Source organism: Phenylobacterium soli, from assembly GCF_003254475.1.
In the GTDB taxonomy this organism is placed as follows: domain Bacteria; phylum Pseudomonadota; class Alphaproteobacteria; order Caulobacterales; family Caulobacteraceae; genus Phenylobacterium; species Phenylobacterium soli.
In genome coordinates, this window is record NZ_QFYQ01000001.1 from 2,515,047 (window position 1) to 2,528,893 (window position 13,847).

Genomic DNA, 13,847 nt, shown 5'->3' on the forward strand with positions numbered 1-13,847 from the left:
GAAGGTTCCGTATGCTCGGGCGGCCGGGGCTAGCCCACCGCCTCGGCGTAGACGCTGAGCGCCTGGCGCAGGTCGGCCATCAGGTCCTGCGGATTTTCCAGCCCGACGTGCAGGCGGATCATCGGCCCGCCGTAGTCGCGCTTGAAACTGCGCGTCTTGAACTGCGGGTCGCAGTGGATCGCCAGGCTCTCGAACCCGCCCCAGGAGAAGCCGAGGCCGAACAGCTCCAGGGCGTCCAGGAAGGCGTCGACCGCCGCCTGGGATCCCGGCTTCAGCACGAACGAGAACAGGCCGCAGGCGCCGGTGTAGTCGCGCGCCCACAGGGCGTGGTCCGGGCTCTCCGGCAGGCCGGGATGGATCACCCGCGCGACCTCGGGCTGCAGCATCAGCCAGCGGGCGACGTCCAGCCCGCTCTCGGCATGCCGCGCCATGCGGACGGGGAGGGTCCGCAGGCCGCGCAGCATCTGGTAGGCGTCCTCCGGCGAGACCGCCCAGCCCATGTTCAGCACCCCGTCGTTGAGGGCGCGGACGATCGCCGGGTCCCGCGCCGCGGCCGAGCCCATGAACACGTCCGAATGGCCGCCGACGTACTTGGTCAGCGCCTGGATCGAGATGTCGACGCCGTGCTCCAGCGGCTTGTAGGTCAGGCCTGCGCCCCAGGTGTTGTCGGCGGCCGTCAGGATCTTGCGCCCGGCGGCCAGCTTCGCCACCGCCGCCATGTCCTGCATCTCGAAGCTCAACGAGCCCGGGCTCTCCATCAGGATCAGCCGCGTCGCCGCCGAGGCCCCGCCGACCAGGGTCTCGGGCGGCGTCGCCGGGTCGTAGTAGGTGGTCGTCACGCCGAAGGGCTTCAGCACCTTGTCGCAGAACCGCCGGGTGGGCTTGTAGACCGTGTCGGTGACGAGGATCTCGTCCCCGGCCTTCAGCACGGCGAGCAGGGCGCCGGTCAGGGCCGCAACGCCCGACGGATAGAGCGCCACGCCCACGGCGCCCTCCAGCACCGCCAGGCCTTCCTTCAGCGCCTCGTGCGCCGCCAGGCCCTGCCGGCCGTAGGTGATGTAGTTGTCGTCGTCGTAGAGGGCCGCCGCATTGGGCAGCAGCACGGTCGAGCCCTTCTGGATCGGCGGAGCGACCGTCTTGACCAGCTCCTTCTGCGCGCCGTGCGCGGCGCCCGCGCGGATCAGTCGGGTTTCCTCGGCCATGGCGCACTTAGAGCCCGCCGGGCGGCGGCTTTCAAGGCGCGGCCGGCGCTATCCGCGCCAGCACCGCGGCGATGACCGGCTCCCAGTCGCCGGCCTTGGGTTGCCGGAACAGCCGCGCGCTCGGATACCAAGGCGAGTCCGTGCGCTCCGACATCCAGCGCCAGTCGCCGTTCTCCGCCGGCAGCAGCACCCACACCGGCTTGCCCATCGCCCCGGCCAGATGCGCCACCGAGGTGTCCACCGCGATGACCGTCGACAGGCTGGCGATGATCTCGGCGGTGTCGGCGAAATCCCGCGCGCCCGTATCCTCTGGATGAAGGCTGCGCGCGCCGGCCGCCAGCAGACGCGCGGCCATCGCGTCGGGCAGAGAGCGCGCCTGGTCGTTGTGGTGCTTGGGATCGCCACGCCAGGCGAGGCCGAAGCCCTGGCCCGATATCTCGCCTCGTCCCGGGCTGTCGGCCGTGGCGCGCAGATAGGGCGCGGCGGGCAGGCTCTCCTGCGTCGTACCCAGCCGTCCGGGGATCGACCCGGGCATGATCCAGAAGTCGTGCCGCGGAATGCTCACCTGGCCCTCGGCGACGAGGATCCGCGCCGGCAGCTCGGCGAACAGCCGCGCCAGGGCGGGCGGAACGAGGATCGACACCTGCGCCCCGCGCGCCGCCAGTTCGGGCGCGAAGCGGGCGAACATGATCTGGTCGCCATAGCCCTGCTCGGTCCAGATCAGGATCGACTTTCCCGCCAGCGGTTCGCCCTGCCACTCCGGGAAGGAGAGGGTCGGCCTCGGCACCCGGCCGGCGGTGCGCGTGAAGCGGAGGTCGTAGAGCGGGAAGCCGCGCCCGTAGTCGCCGCAGCCCAGCAGGGCGAGCGCCAGGTTTTCCTGCGCGATCGCGAGGTCCGGCCGGGACCGGAGAATCTCTTCGTAGATACGGACTGCCGCGGCGTAGTTCCCGCGGCGCTGGAGGGCGACCGCCTCGCGGAACCGCGCCTCGACGGGATCCACCTTCAGGCGCCCGTCGCCACCGGCGTGTCCGTCCGGCCGCCCCACTCGGTCCAGGAGCCGTCGTAGACCGCCACGTCCTCGCGGCCCAGCACCGCCAGGCCGAGCGCCAGCAGGGCGGCGCTCACGCCGGAGCCGCAGGTGGTGACGATGGGCGCTGAGAGGTCCACGCCGCCGGCCTCGAAGGCGGCCTTCAGCGCGTCTGGCGCCTTCAGCGTGCCGTCGGCGTCGACGAGCCCGTTCCACGGCACGTTGCAGGCTCCCGGCATGTGGCCCGAGCGCAGGCCCGCGCGCGGCTCCGGGGTCTCGCCGGTGAACCGGCCGGCCGCGCGGGCGTCCACCAGTTGCGCGCCGCCGGTCTCGACCACCCCGCGCACGGCGGCGATGTCGCGCACCAGCGCCGGCTCGAAGGCCGGCTTCAGCGACGCCGGGGCGGGCGAGGGGGCCTTGGTCTCGAGCGGCCGGCCCTCGGCGCGCCACTTCGGCAGGCCGCCGTCCAGCACATGCACCTTGGCGAAGCCCATGGTCCGCAGGGACCACCAGACCCGGGGCGCGGAGAAGATCCCGCGCGCATCATAGACCACCACCTCGGCCTCGCGCCGCAGGCCGAGGCGCCCGACCGCCTCGGCGAAGGCCTCCGGCGTCGGCAGCATGTGGGGCAGGTCCGTCGCCTGGTCGGCGATCGCGTCGATGTCGAAGAACACCGCGCCGGGGATGTGGCCCGCCTCGTAGTCCGCGCGGCCGTTCCCGGCCTCGTTGGGCATGTACCAGGTGGCGTCCACCACCTGCACGTCGCCGCGGCCGAGGCGCTCGGCCAGCCAGGCGGTCGAGACGAGAGGTTCGCTCATGCTATCCCGCTCATTGCATCCCGCTCATTGCATCCAAGAGGGCTGGGGCAGCCCCTTCTCCTTCAGGAACAGCGGATTGTAGATCTTCGACTGATAGCGCGAACCGTGGTCGCAGAGGATGGTGACGATGGTGTGGCCCGGGCCCAGGTCCTTGGCCATCTTGATCGCGCCGGCGACGTTGATCCCGGTCGAGCCGCCCATGACGAGGCCCTCGTGCTCGACGAGGTCGAAGAGGGCGATCAGCATCTCCTCGTCGGAGACCCGATAGGGCTTGTCGATGGTCAGGCCCTCCAGGTTGGCGGTGATCCGGCCCTGGCCGATGCCCTCCGAGATCGAGGAGCCCTCCGACTTCAACTCACCGTCCGTGTAGTAGCTGTAGAGCGCCGCGCCGTGCGGGTCGGCGAGGCCGATCTGAACGCCCGGCTTGCGCTCGCGCAGCGCCTCGGCGACGCCGGCCAGCGTCCCGCCGGAGCCCACCGCGCAGATGAAGCCGTCGACCTTGCCCTCGGTCTGGGTCCAGATCTCCGGGCCGGTGCCGTGGACGTGGGCCTCGCGGTTGGCGACGTTGTCGAACTGGTTGGCCCAGACCGCGCCGTTCGGCTCCGTCTCGTTAAGTTCCGCCGCCAGGCGCCCGGAATACTTCACGTAATTCATCTCGTTGGAGTAGGGAACCGCGTCCACCTCCACGAGCTCGGCCCCATAGAGCCGGATGGCGTCCTTCTTTTCCTGGCTCTGGGTGCGCGGGATGACGATGGTCGAGGGATAGCCCAGCGCCTTGCCGACCATGGCGAGGCCGATGCCGGTGTTGCCGGCCGTGCCCTCGACGATGCGCCCGCCGGGCTTCAGCAGCCCTTTCTGCACCGCGTCCTTGATGATCCACAGGGCCGCGCGGTCCTTGACCGACTGCCCCGGGTTCATGAACTCGGCCTTGCCGAGGATTTCGCAGCCCGTCAGCTCGCTGGCGCGCCGGAGCCGTATAAGGGGCGTGTTTCCGATGGCGTCGAGGACGCTTTTGGCGACTTGCATGAGGGCCTACTTAGGTCCTGCAAGCGCGGCCGAACAGAGGCCGATGCTGTGAGAAATCCTGCAAGGGCTGTGGTTCAAGCCTTCGCCAGGGTCAGTTGTACCACGCCGGTGCGCTCGCTGCGGAAGCCGGCTTCGCAGTAGCTCAGGTAGAAGCGCCAGAGCCGGCGGAAGCGCTCGTCGAAGCCGAGGCTCCGGATCTCGTCCCAGGCGCCCTCGAAGCGCTGCGCCCATTCCGCCAGGGTGTCGGCGTAGTGCTGCGGGAAGCGGCTGATGCCTGCCCAGGCGAGGCCCGCGCGGTCGGTCTCGGTCTTAAGGCGCGCCTCGGACGGCAGCATCCCGCCGGGAAACACGTGCTTCTGGATGAAGTCGGGGCGGCGGCGGTAGTCTTCGAAGATCTCGTCGCGGATGGTGATGATCTGCAGCCCCGCCCGTCCGCTGGGCGTCAGCACCTCGCGGATCTTGTCGAAATAGGCGGGCCAGTATTTCTCGCCCACCGCCTCGAACATCTCGATGGAGGCCACCCGGTCGTAGCGGCCCTCCACGTCGCGGTAGTCGATCAGCCGGATCTCGGCCTTGTCGGCCAGGCCCTGCTCGAACATCCGCCGGCGGGCGAAGTCGAACTGCTCCTGCGAGATCGTCACGCCGGTCACCCGGGCGCCGACCTCCTTGGCCGCGAACTCGGCGAACCCGCCCCAGCCGCAGCCGATCTCCAGCACGTGCTGTCCGGCCGTCAGCTCCATGCCCTCGGCGAGGGTCCGGTACTTGTTGGTCTGGGCCTCGGCCAGCGCCTGTCCGGGCCGCGCGTAGCGGGCCGAGGAGTAGGTCATGGTGGGGTCGAGCCAGCGCGAATAGAAGGCGTTGCCGAGGTCGTAGTGGGCGTGGATGTTGCGCCGCGAGCCGGCGCGGGTGTTGGCGCGCAGGGCGTGGCGGACCTTGTTGATCAGCCGGGCCGCCGGGTTTCGCCCCAGCATCCGCTGCAGGCGGTCGATGTTCAGCGTCAGCACGTGGAGCAGGGCCGACAGGTCCGGCGTCTCCCATTCGCCCGCCATGTAGCCCTCGGCGAAGCCGATGTCGGCGGAGCCCAGCACCCGGCGCATGAAGCGGTAGTCGATGATGATCAGCCGGGCCGAAGGGCCGGGCTTCTCGCCCACCAGCCGGAGCACGCCGCCGGCGGGCGTGACGAACTCCAGGCTGCCCGCCAGCCAGTTGCGGGCCATCAGCCGGAGCGCCGCCCTGAAGGCGTGCGGCGCGTCTATCAGTTCCGGCAGTCGCCGGAAGGCCTTCGGATCGATCGCCAGAGCCGAAAGCGAGGTCTCATGAGCCAGGCTCATCACGCCCCCCTAAAGTCCCCGAAACGCACCTTACAGGCCCCGACAGTGAGCGCCGGGAACGGGGTTTTCGCAACACATACGTGCGGCGGCCCGGTCCGGATGTGTGATGGGCGCTTGTGAAGCCGGGCCGCGCGGGCCACTTAGCGGGCTCGATTCACGCCTTTCGGAGCCGCCATGGCCGCCCTGACCCTGGACCGCTGGAACATCGGCATCGGCGCCGGCCATCCGCTGCTCGTGATCGCCGGCCTCAACGTCCTCGAGGACGAGGCCCTGGCGCTCTCCACCGGCCGGCATCTGAAGGCGGTCTGCGCCGAGCTCGGCCTGCCCTACGTCTTCAAGGCGAGCTATGACAAGGCCAACCGCTCCTCGATCAAGAGCTACCGCGGCCCGGGCCTCGAGGAGGGGCTGCGCATCCTAGCCAAGGTGAAGGCCGAGCTGGACGTGCCGATCTGCACCGACATCCACACCCCCGAGCAGGCCGAGGCGGTGGCGGGCGTCGCCGAGCTCGTCCAGATCCCCGCCTTCCTCTGCCGCCAGACCGACCTCGTGGTCGCCGCCGCCCGCGCCACCAAGGCCGCCGGCGGCTGGCTGCACGTCAAGAAGGGCCAGTTCCTCGCCCCCTGGGACGCCCGGAACATCGTCTCCAAGATCAAGGAGGCCACCGACGGCGCCGAGTTCACGGTGCTCTGCGAGCGCGGCGCCTCGTTCGGCTACAACAACCTCGTGGTCGACATGCTGGGCATCGGCGAGATGCAGAAGCTCGGCGTGCCGGTGACCATCGACGCCACCCACGCGGTGCAGCTTCCGGGGGCGGATCCGCGCACCGGCGGCGCCTCCACGGGCGGGCGACGCGAGGGCGTGGCGGTGATCGCCAGGGCCGCCGTCGCCTCGGGCGCGGACGGCGTCTTCCTGGAGTTCCACCCCGACCCGGACAAGGCGCTCTGCGACGGCCCCTCCTGCCTGCCGCTCGACGGCGCCAGGGACCTCCTGGCGAACCTCAAGGCGATCCACGGCGTGGTGGCCGGCGCTTGACCCGGCCTTCGGCGCGCCGCACACCCTGACCCTCGAGATGGACCTTTCCGACCTCCAGCATCTGCTCAGCCTCTCGGCCGGCCAGCGCGTCGTCTGCGTCGGCGACCTGATGGTCGACCGCTTCGTCTACGGCGACGTCACCCGCGTATCGCCCGAGGCGCCGATCCCGGTGCTGGCCCGCACCCGCGAGCTGGTCATGCTGGGCGGCGGCGGCAACGTCGCCCGCAACGTCGCCGCCCTGGGCGGAGCCGTGGCGCTGGTCGGGGTGATCGGCGGCGACGCCGAGAGCCATGAGGCCAGCCGGCTGGTGGGCGAGGAGCGGGGGCTCGAGGGCTATCTGATCAACGACGCCTCGCGCCCGACGACCCTCAAGACCCGCTTCGTCTCCGGCGGCCAGCAGCTGCTGCGCGTGGATCTCGAGGCCAGCCGGCCGGTGGACGCCGAGGTCGAGCAGCGGCTGATCCGCACCATCAAGGACGCGGTCGACGGGGCCGGCGTCATCCTGATCAGCGACTACGGCAAGGGCGTGGTCACCGACGCGGTGATCGCCGCCTGCCTGGAGGCCGCGGCGGCCGGCGGCGGCAAGGTCGTCGTCGACTCCAAAGCCCGCTCCTTCGCCCGCTACGGCGCGGTGGACCTGATCAAGCCCAACGACCTGGAGCTGGCCCACGCCACCGACCTGCCGACCGACACCGACGCCCAGGTGGAGGCCGCGCTGGCCCACGCCCTGAAGCTCTGGGACGCCAGGGCGATCCTCGTCACCCGCGGCGCCAAGGGCATGAGCCTGGCCGTCCGCGGCGAGGCCGTGCGCCACTTCCGCACCGCCCCGCGCGAGGTGTTCGACGTCTCCGGCGCCGGCGACACCACGCTCGCGGCCCTCGGCCTCGCCATCGCCGCCAAGGCCCCGATGGAGGACGCCATCGCCTTCGCCCAGCTCGCCGCCGGGGTGGCGGTCGGCAAGGCCGGCACCTCCACCGTCTCGCCCGACGAGCTCGTCGAGGCCGCGCTCAGCGCCCACATGGCCCCGGCCGAGGCCAAGGTCGCCACCGCCCAGCGGATGGCCGACGAGGTCGCCCGCTGGCGCGCCCGCGGCCTGCGGGTCGGCTTCACCAACGGCTGCTTCGACATCCTGCACAAGGGGCACGTGGCCTACCTCGCCCAGGCCAAGTCCTGGTGCGACCGGCTGATCGTCGGCCTCAACTCCGACGACAGCGTCCGCGCGCTCAAGGGCGAGGGCCGGCCAGTCAATGACCTGGAGAGCCGCGCCCTGGTGCTCGCCGGCCTCGGCTCGGTCGACCTCGTGGTGCCCTTCGAGGAGCAGACCCCGCTGAAGCTCATCGAGGCGGCCCGCCCCGACGTGCTGATCAAGGGCGCCGACTACGCCGAGGACGAGGTGGTCGGCGGCAAGGAGGTGCGCGGCTGGGGCGGCGAGGTGCGCCTGGCGCAGATCGTCGAGGGCTATTCCACCACGGCCGCCATCGCCAAGATGACCCGAAAGGCTGACCGATGAACCGCCGCATTGTCTTCATCACCGGCGGCGCCGGTTTCATCGGCTCCAACATCGCCGCCAAGCTCGCCGAGGATCGCACCTGGGACGTGGTGGTCTGCGACCGCCTGCGCGAGGCCGAGACCGGCAAGTGGCGCAACATCGCCAAGCACCCGATCGGCGACTTCGTCGCCCCTGAGGCCATGTTCGAGTGGCTGGAGAAGCGCTGGCGCGACGTCGAGATGGTCATCCACATGGGCGCCATCTCCTCGACCACCGAGCCCGACGCCGACAAGATCATCCACAACAACTTCACGCTCAGCCGCGACCTCTTCCGCTGGTGCGCCGACCGCCAGCGGCGGCTCATCTACGCCTCCTCGGCGGCCACCTACGGCGCCGGCGAGCACGGCTTCGCCGACGACGACAGCTACGACGCCCTGATCAAGCTGCGCCCGCTCAACACCTACGGCTGGTCCAAGGCGCTGTTCGACATCTTCGCCGCCCGCCAGGCCTACCGGGGCTATGCGCCGCCGCAGTGGACGGGGCTGAAGTTCTTCAACGTCTACGGCCCCAACGAGGAGCACAAGAGCTCCATGAAGTCGGTGGCCGCCCAGATCTGGCCGCACGTCCAGGCCGGCCAGACGGTCCAGCTCTTCAAGAGCTACCGCACCGACGTGCCGGACGGGGGCCAGAAGCGCGACTTCGTCTATGTCCGCGACTGCGCCGACGTCGCCGAGTGGCTGGTCCACAACCCGCAGGTCAACGGCGTCTACAACCTCGGCTCGGGGACCGCGCGCAGCTTCGAGGACATGGCCAAGGCGGTGTTCAAGGCCGCCGGCAAGCCGGCCCAGATCGAGTACACCCCCATGCCGCCGGCCATCCGCGACAAGTACCAGTACTTCACCGAGGCCGGCATGGACCGCCTCTTCGAGGCCGGCTATCCCAAGCCCATGACGCCGCTGGAGGAGGGGATCGGCGACTACGTCACCCACTACCTCTCCCAGCCCGATCCCTACCGGTAAGGCCCGATGATCGCGCCCTTGCTGCGCCGCAGGCGCTGGCTGGCGCTCACCGTCATCGCCGCCGTCCTCTTCGTCTGGGGCGCGGTCTACGCCTTCTGGGGCGATCTGCAGCGCTACGAGCTCGACCCCAAGCTGCCGTTCCAGACCTACACCCCGCCCAAGGCGCCCGACTACGCCCAGCGGACCGCCTGGTACCTGCTGCCCACCGACCCAGGGAAGATCGACGGCGCCGCGCCCAAGGCCGACATCTTCTTCCTCTCGCCCACCACCTACGACGGCGGCGAGCAGTGGAACGCGCCGATCGACGACCGCCGCGGCGGACGGCTCTTCCGCACCGCCATCGCCCCCAACTACGCCGGGCCCTTCGTGCGGGTCGGGCGGATCTTCGCCCCCCGCTACCGCCAGGCCAGTCTCTACACCCAGCTCACCCTGCGCGAAGACGCCCGCGAAGCCCGCCAGTTCGCCTATGGCGACGTCCTGCAGGCCTTCCGCTGGTACCTCGCCCACGACAACCGCGGCCGCCCCTTCGTCCTCGTCGCAGTGGAGCAGGGCGGGCTGCTGGCCCAGCGCCTGCTGGCCGAGGAGATCGCCCCCGACCCGGCCCTGCGCGCGCGGCTCGTCGCGGCCTATCTGATCGAGAGCGTCGCTCCGGCGGACGCGCCGCCGATCCCGCCCTGTACGGCCAAGGGCCAGACCGGCTGCGAGGCCGCCTTCGCCAGCGTCTTCGAGGGCGAGCTCGACAAGGGCCAGAACCTGCTCGACCGGGCGCTCGTCTGGAATTCGGAAGGCGAGCTGCAGAACCTCAACGGCCGCCCGGCGCTCTGCTTCAACCCGATCCTCGGCGCCGTCACCGACGAGCCCGCGCCGGCCCGCCTCAACCTCGGCGCCGCCAACGCCACGGGCCTGGAGTGGGACGCGCGCCCCGCCTTCCTGACCCGCCAGGTCGGCGCCCAGTGCCTGAAGGGCGTGCTGCAGGTCACCAGGCCCAAGTCCGGCGCCTTCCAGCGCGCCGGCTCCTGGGCCGACCGCCGCAAGGTCCCCGGCTACAACCTGTTCTACGCCGACCTCGAGGCCGACGCCCTGGCCCGCGTCGCAGCCTTGACCGCCGCCGGCTCATCTGCGCTCGCTCGGACCCCACAGGAAGAGGGAGCCCGCCATGCCGGACATGAACCGCCAGATCGTTCTCGCCCAGCTCCCGCAGGGCAAGCTCGTCCCTGAGAACTTCAAGCTGATCGAACAGCCCAAGCCCGTGGCCGGGGAGGGCGAGGCCCTGGTCCGCACCCGCTACATCTCCCTGGACGCCGCCAACCGCGCCTGGATGCAGGGCGCCACCTACCGCTCGGCCCTGACCGCGGGCCAGGTGATGGCCGGCGGGGCGATCTCCGAGGTGGTCGACAGCAAGGATCCCTCGCTGTCGCCCGGCGACCTCGTCTGGGGCGACACCGGCTGGCAGGACTACGCCGTCGCCCCGGCCGGCAAGCTCGGCAAGCTGCCGAAGCTGGAGCCGATCACCCACCTCCTCAGCGTCTACGGCGTGGCCGGCCTCACCGCCTATTTCGGCCTCCTCGAATGCGGCCAGCCCAAGCCCGGCGAGACCGTCGTGGTCAGCGCCGCCGCCGGCTCGGTGGGCTCGATCGTCGGCCAGATCGCCAAGATCAAGGGCTGCCGCGTGGTCGGCATCGCCGGCGGGGCGGCCAAGTGCGAGTGGCTCAAGTCCGAACTCGGCTTCGACGAGGCCCTCGACTACAAGTCCGGCGAGCTCAAGCGCCTCATGAAGGAGGCCCTGCCGAACGGCATCGACGTCTATTTCGACAACGTCGGCGGCGACATCTTCGAGGCCTGCCTCTTCGCCATGAACACCCATGGCCGCATCGCCTGCTGCGGCGCGGTCTCCCAGTACGACGGCGTTCCGCCGCAGCACGGCCCCCGCGGCGTGCCCGGCCTCATCGTCACCAAGCGCCTGACCCTGCGCGGCTTCATCGTCTCCGACTTCGACGACCAGCGCGAACAGGCGCTCAAGGACCTCCAGGGCTGGGTCGCCGACGGCCGCCTCAAGGTGCAGGAAGACATCATCGAAGGCCTGGAGAGCACCCCCCGCGCCCTCATCGGCCTCCTCGCCGGCGAGAACCGCGGCAAGCGCATGGTGAAGGTGTAAGTCCGATGCTCCCCCTGAGGGGGAGGACCGATGGGCGCTACCCCGCGTCCTTCAGCGCCATCCCCGCCTTCCAGTCGAACAGCTCCGAGAGCACGTTCAGCGCCTGGCCGCGCTCGGACTTGAGCTCCGGGTCGCGGGCCAGGATCAGGCGGGCGTCGTCGCCGGCCGCGGCGATCAGCTCGCGATGCAGGAAGGGGTCGGCGAAGACGTAGTCCGGAAACCCCGACTGGCGCAGGCCCAGGGCGTCGCCGCCGCCGCGCAGCTCCAGGTCCTTCTCGGCGATGACGAAGCCGTCGTCGGTGCGCCGCAGGATGTCGAGCCTCTTTTGCGCCGTCTCCGACAGCGGCGGGTCGTAGAGCAGCACGCAGGCGCTCTCCTGGCGGCCGCGGCCCACCCGCCCGCGCAACTGGTGCAGTTGCGCCAGGCCGAAGCGCTCGGCCTGCTCGATGACCATGATGGTGGCGTTGGGCACGTTGACGCCCACCTCGACCACCGTCGTCGCCACCAGCACCGACAGCCGCCCTTCGGCGAACTCGGCCATCACGGCGTCCTTGGCCGCCGCCGGCATCTTGCCGTGCACCAGCCCGACGCCGGGGCCGATCCGTTCGGTCAGGTCCGCCGCCCGCCGCTCGGCCGCCGCCAGGTCGCTGACCTCGCTCTCCGACACCAGCGGGCAGATCCAGAACGCCTGCGCCCCTTCGGCCACCACGCTCCTGAGCCTCGCCTCCACCTCGGCGATCCGGCCCATCGGCACGGCGCGCGTCGCGACCGGCGTGCGCCCCGGCGGCTTCTCGTCGATGCGGCTGACGTCGAGGTCGCCATAGACGGTCAGTTCCAGGGTGCGCGGGATCGGCGTCGCCGACATGGCGACCAGGTGCACCGCCTCGCCCTTGGCCTGCAGCCGCTGGCGCTCGGCGACCCCGAACCGGTGCTGCTCGTCGATCACCGCGAGCTGCAGCCTGTGGAAGGCCACGTCGTCCTGGAACAGCGCGTGGGTGCCCACCGCCACCTGCGTCTCGCCCGAGGCCAGGCCGGCCAGCTTCTCGGCCCTTGGCTTGCCCTTGTCGCGCCCGGTCAGCAGCACCACCCCGATGCCGTGCGCCAGCAGCGGCCCGGCGATGGTGTCGAAATGCTGGCGGGCCAGGATCTCGGTGGGCGCCATCAGGGCGCTCTGGCCGCCGCCGGCCGCCACGTCGGCCATGGCGCACATGGCCACCACCGTCTTGCCCGAGCCCACGTCGCCTTGGATCAGCCGGCTCATCCGCTCGCCGTCGGCGAAATCGGCGCGGATGTCGGCCAGGGCGCGGTCCTGGGCGCCGGTGAAGCGGAAGGGCAGGTCGCCGCGCACCTTCTCGGCGACCTCGCTGGCGGCGATCTTCGCCGCCGGCTCGCGCCGCCGCTCAGCCTTGCGCATCGCCATCGCCAGCTGGTGCGCCAGGAGCTCGTCGTAGGCCAGGCGCCGCGCATGGGCGGAGAGGGGGGAGAGATCGGCTTCGCTCTCCGGCGCGTGCAGCCGCTCCAGCGCCTCGCGCCAGGCCGGGAAGTGCTCGCGGGCCTTCCAGGCCGCGTCCTGCCACTCCGGCAGCATGGGCGCGCGCTCCAGCGCCTCGAGCACGAAGGTCCGCACCCGGCGCGCCGGCAGGCCCTCGGTGGCCGGATAGATCGGCTCCAGCTCGGGAATCTCCTCGGCCTTGTCCGGATCGACCATGTAGTCGGGGTGGACCATCTGGCGGCCGAACTTGTCGTCGCCCACCTTGCCCGAGATCAGCCGCCGCGCCCCCGCCGGGTGGCGCGTCTCCAGCTGGTCGGCGAACCGGCCGAAGAACACCAGGGTCATGAAGCCGGTCGGGTCCGACACCCGGATCCGCCAGGGCTGGCTGCTCACCCGCGGCTTCTGATGCTGCTCGATCACCACCTCGAAGGTCATCACCTCGCCGTCGCGGGCCGAGGCGAGGGTGGCGGGCGTGCGCCGCACGATCGAGTGCGGCTTCAGGAACAGCACGTCGCGCACGATCGGTCCCGCCAGCCGCTCCAGCATCGGCGCGACACGGGGCCCCACGCCTTTCAGCGAGGTCACGGGCGCAAAGAGCGGAAACAGAATCTCCGGCCGCATGGCGGCGAGGATAGCCGCCGCCGCCGCAGAATTTCGCACTTAAAATTTGACTTCTGGCGCGCTCGATGTTCTTCTTTTGTTCATGGACATGGCCGACCGGCATCGTGAGGCGCTGCAGGAGCTGACCCGCATGGGTCTTGAGCTCGCGCGCGACCTGCACGAAGCCGCGCTTTCCGCTGCCACCCTCGAGGACAAGGACCGCGCCGCGGCCGCCTTTCATCGCATCTCGCGCTCGGTCCGCCAGTCCATGGCCCTGGAATCGCGGTTCGAGCGCGAGGCCCAGCGCAAGGCGATCGAGGCGGAGAGGGCGGCGAGCGCCGCCCGTGTCACGACCCTCGTCCATCGCCAGGCCGAAGCCGTCAGCGCCATCGAGCGCCTGGTCTGGACCGAATACGAGGGCGCCGAGCCCGAGAGCCTCTTCACCGAAATCGGCGAACGCCTCGAACACGACGACTACCAGCAAGCCCTCCTCACCCAGCCGACCGACCTGATCGTCCGCCGCCTGGCCGAAGAGTTCGGGATTCCAGTTCCTCCCCTCAGGGGGAGGTGGCCCGAAGGGCCGGAGGGGGTTGAAGCCCACGAGCTTCCCAACCAGACCCATCCGCCGCCCTGACGCCCATGGCCGCCAGCTCTCC

The 13,847-nt window shown here is 70.9% G+C and carries 12 protein-coding genes; 6 read left to right on the plus strand and 6 right to left on the minus strand.

The features are described 5' to 3' along the window. Nucleotides 1–29: 29 nt before the first annotated feature. The 5 genes from metC to DJ017_RS12540 all read right to left on the minus strand — a co-directional run bounded on the left by metC (nt 30) and on the right by DJ017_RS12540 (nt 5,404). Complete coding sequence (gene metC, locus DJ017_RS12520; protein ID WP_111529027.1) at nt 30–1,202, minus strand: cystathionine beta-lyase; 1,173 nt, start codon at nt 1,200–1,202, stop codon at nt 30–32. A gap of 31 nt (nt 1,203–1,233) precedes the next feature. Beyond that, nucleotides 1,234–2,202, minus strand: a complete 969-nt coding sequence (locus DJ017_RS12525) for a glycosyltransferase family protein (protein ID WP_133255454.1) — start codon at nt 2,200–2,202, stop codon at nt 1,234–1,236. 2 nt (nt 2,203–2,204) lie between these two features. After that, complete coding sequence (sseA, locus tag DJ017_RS12530) at nt 2,205–3,047, minus strand: 3-mercaptopyruvate sulfurtransferase (protein ID WP_111529029.1); 843 nt, start codon at nt 3,045–3,047, stop codon at nt 2,205–2,207. 24 nt (nt 3,048–3,071) lie between these two features. Then, complete coding sequence (locus DJ017_RS12535) at nt 3,072–4,073, minus strand: cysteine synthase A (protein WP_111529030.1); 1,002 nt, start codon at nt 4,071–4,073, stop codon at nt 3,072–3,074. 74 nt (nt 4,074–4,147) lie between these two features. After that, the gene (locus DJ017_RS12540) at nt 4,148–5,404 is read right to left on the minus strand and encodes an SAM-dependent methyltransferase (RefSeq protein WP_111529031.1); all 1,257 of its coding nucleotides are present in this window, start codon (nt 5,402–5,404) and stop codon (nt 4,148–4,150) included. Nucleotides 5,405–5,578: 174 nt separating this feature from the next. Here DJ017_RS12540 and kdsA point away from each other — a divergent pair, with 174 nt between their 5' ends. From kdsA to DJ017_RS12565, 5 genes are read left to right on the plus strand one after another with little or no spacing between them, the layout of a single operon-like run. Beyond that, nucleotides 5,579–6,436 carry a 3-deoxy-8-phosphooctulonate synthase gene (kdsA, locus tag DJ017_RS12545; protein WP_111529032.1) on the plus strand — a complete coding sequence of 286 codons (858 nt, stop codon included), beginning with the start codon at nt 5,579–5,581 and terminating at the stop codon, nt 6,434–6,436. 37 nt (nt 6,437–6,473) lie between these two features. Then, the gene (gene rfaE2 / locus DJ017_RS12550; protein ID WP_111529033.1) at nt 6,474–7,946 is read left to right on the plus strand and encodes a D-glycero-beta-D-manno-heptose 1-phosphate adenylyltransferase; all 1,473 of its coding nucleotides are present in this window, start codon (nt 6,474–6,476) and stop codon (nt 7,944–7,946) included. Continuing rightward, the gene (gene rfaD / locus DJ017_RS12555; protein ID WP_111529034.1) at nt 7,943–8,944 is read left to right on the plus strand and encodes an ADP-glyceromanno-heptose 6-epimerase; all 1,002 of its coding nucleotides are present in this window, start codon (nt 7,943–7,945) and stop codon (nt 8,942–8,944) included. The genes rfaE2 and rfaD overlap by 4 nt, the downstream gene beginning before the upstream one ends. A gap of 6 nt (nt 8,945–8,950) precedes the next feature. Continuing rightward, nucleotides 8,951–10,162 (plus strand): DUF3089 domain-containing protein, encoded by a 1,212-nt coding sequence (locus DJ017_RS12560; protein ID WP_111530086.1) that lies wholly within the window; start codon nt 8,951–8,953, stop codon nt 10,160–10,162. Then, complete coding sequence (locus tag DJ017_RS12565; RefSeq protein ID WP_111529035.1) at nt 10,101–11,099, plus strand: NADP-dependent oxidoreductase; 999 nt, start codon at nt 10,101–10,103, stop codon at nt 11,097–11,099. Before DJ017_RS12560 ends, DJ017_RS12565 begins: the two co-directional genes overlap by 62 nt. 37 nt (nt 11,100–11,136) lie before the next feature. Here DJ017_RS12565 and recG read toward each other — a convergent pair whose 3' ends face one another. Then, nucleotides 11,137–13,212 (minus strand): ATP-dependent DNA helicase RecG, encoded by a 2,076-nt coding sequence (gene recG / locus DJ017_RS12570; protein WP_111529036.1) that lies wholly within the window; start codon nt 13,210–13,212, stop codon nt 11,137–11,139. 88 nt (nt 13,213–13,300) lie between these two features. Here recG and DJ017_RS12575 point away from each other — a divergent pair, with 88 nt between their 5' ends. Next, entirely contained in the window at nt 13,301–13,825 is a 525-nt protein-coding gene (locus DJ017_RS12575) for a hypothetical protein (RefSeq protein ID WP_133255455.1), read from the plus strand. The last annotated feature ends 22 nt before the right edge of the window (nt 13,826–13,847 follow it).

Coding starts and splice junctions, on each gene's coding strand:
- recG (WP_111529036.1), bottom strand. CDS start 13,212: ATGCGGCCGGAGATTCTGTTTCCGCTCTTTGCGCCCGTGACCTCGCTG.
- DJ017_RS12565 (WP_111529035.1), top strand. CDS start 10,101: ATGCCGGACATGAACCGCCAGATCGTTCTCGCCCAGCTCCCGCAGGGC.
- rfaE2 (WP_111529033.1), top strand. CDS start 6,474: ATGGACCTTTCCGACCTCCAGCATCTGCTCAGCCTCTCGGCCGGCCAG.
- DJ017_RS12560 (WP_111530086.1), top strand. CDS start 8,951: ATGATCGCGCCCTTGCTGCGCCGCAGGCGCTGGCTGGCGCTCACCGTC.
- rfaD (WP_111529034.1), top strand. CDS start 7,943: ATGAACCGCCGCATTGTCTTCATCACCGGCGGCGCCGGTTTCATCGGC.
- kdsA (WP_111529032.1), top strand. CDS start 5,579: ATGGCCGCCCTGACCCTGGACCGCTGGAACATCGGCATCGGCGCCGGC.
- DJ017_RS12540 (WP_111529031.1), bottom strand. CDS start 5,404: ATGAGCCTGGCTCATGAGACCTCGCTTTCGGCTCTGGCGATCGATCCG.
- sseA (WP_111529029.1), bottom strand. CDS start 3,047: ATGAGCGAACCTCTCGTCTCGACCGCCTGGCTGGCCGAGCGCCTCGGC.
- DJ017_RS12575 (WP_133255455.1), top strand. CDS start 13,301: ATGGCCGACCGGCATCGTGAGGCGCTGCAGGAGCTGACCCGCATGGGT.
- DJ017_RS12535 (WP_111529030.1), bottom strand. CDS start 4,073: ATGCAAGTCGCCAAAAGCGTCCTCGACGCCATCGGAAACACGCCCCTT.
- metC (WP_111529027.1), bottom strand. CDS start 1,202: ATGGCCGAGGAAACCCGACTGATCCGCGCGGGCGCCGCGCACGGCGCG.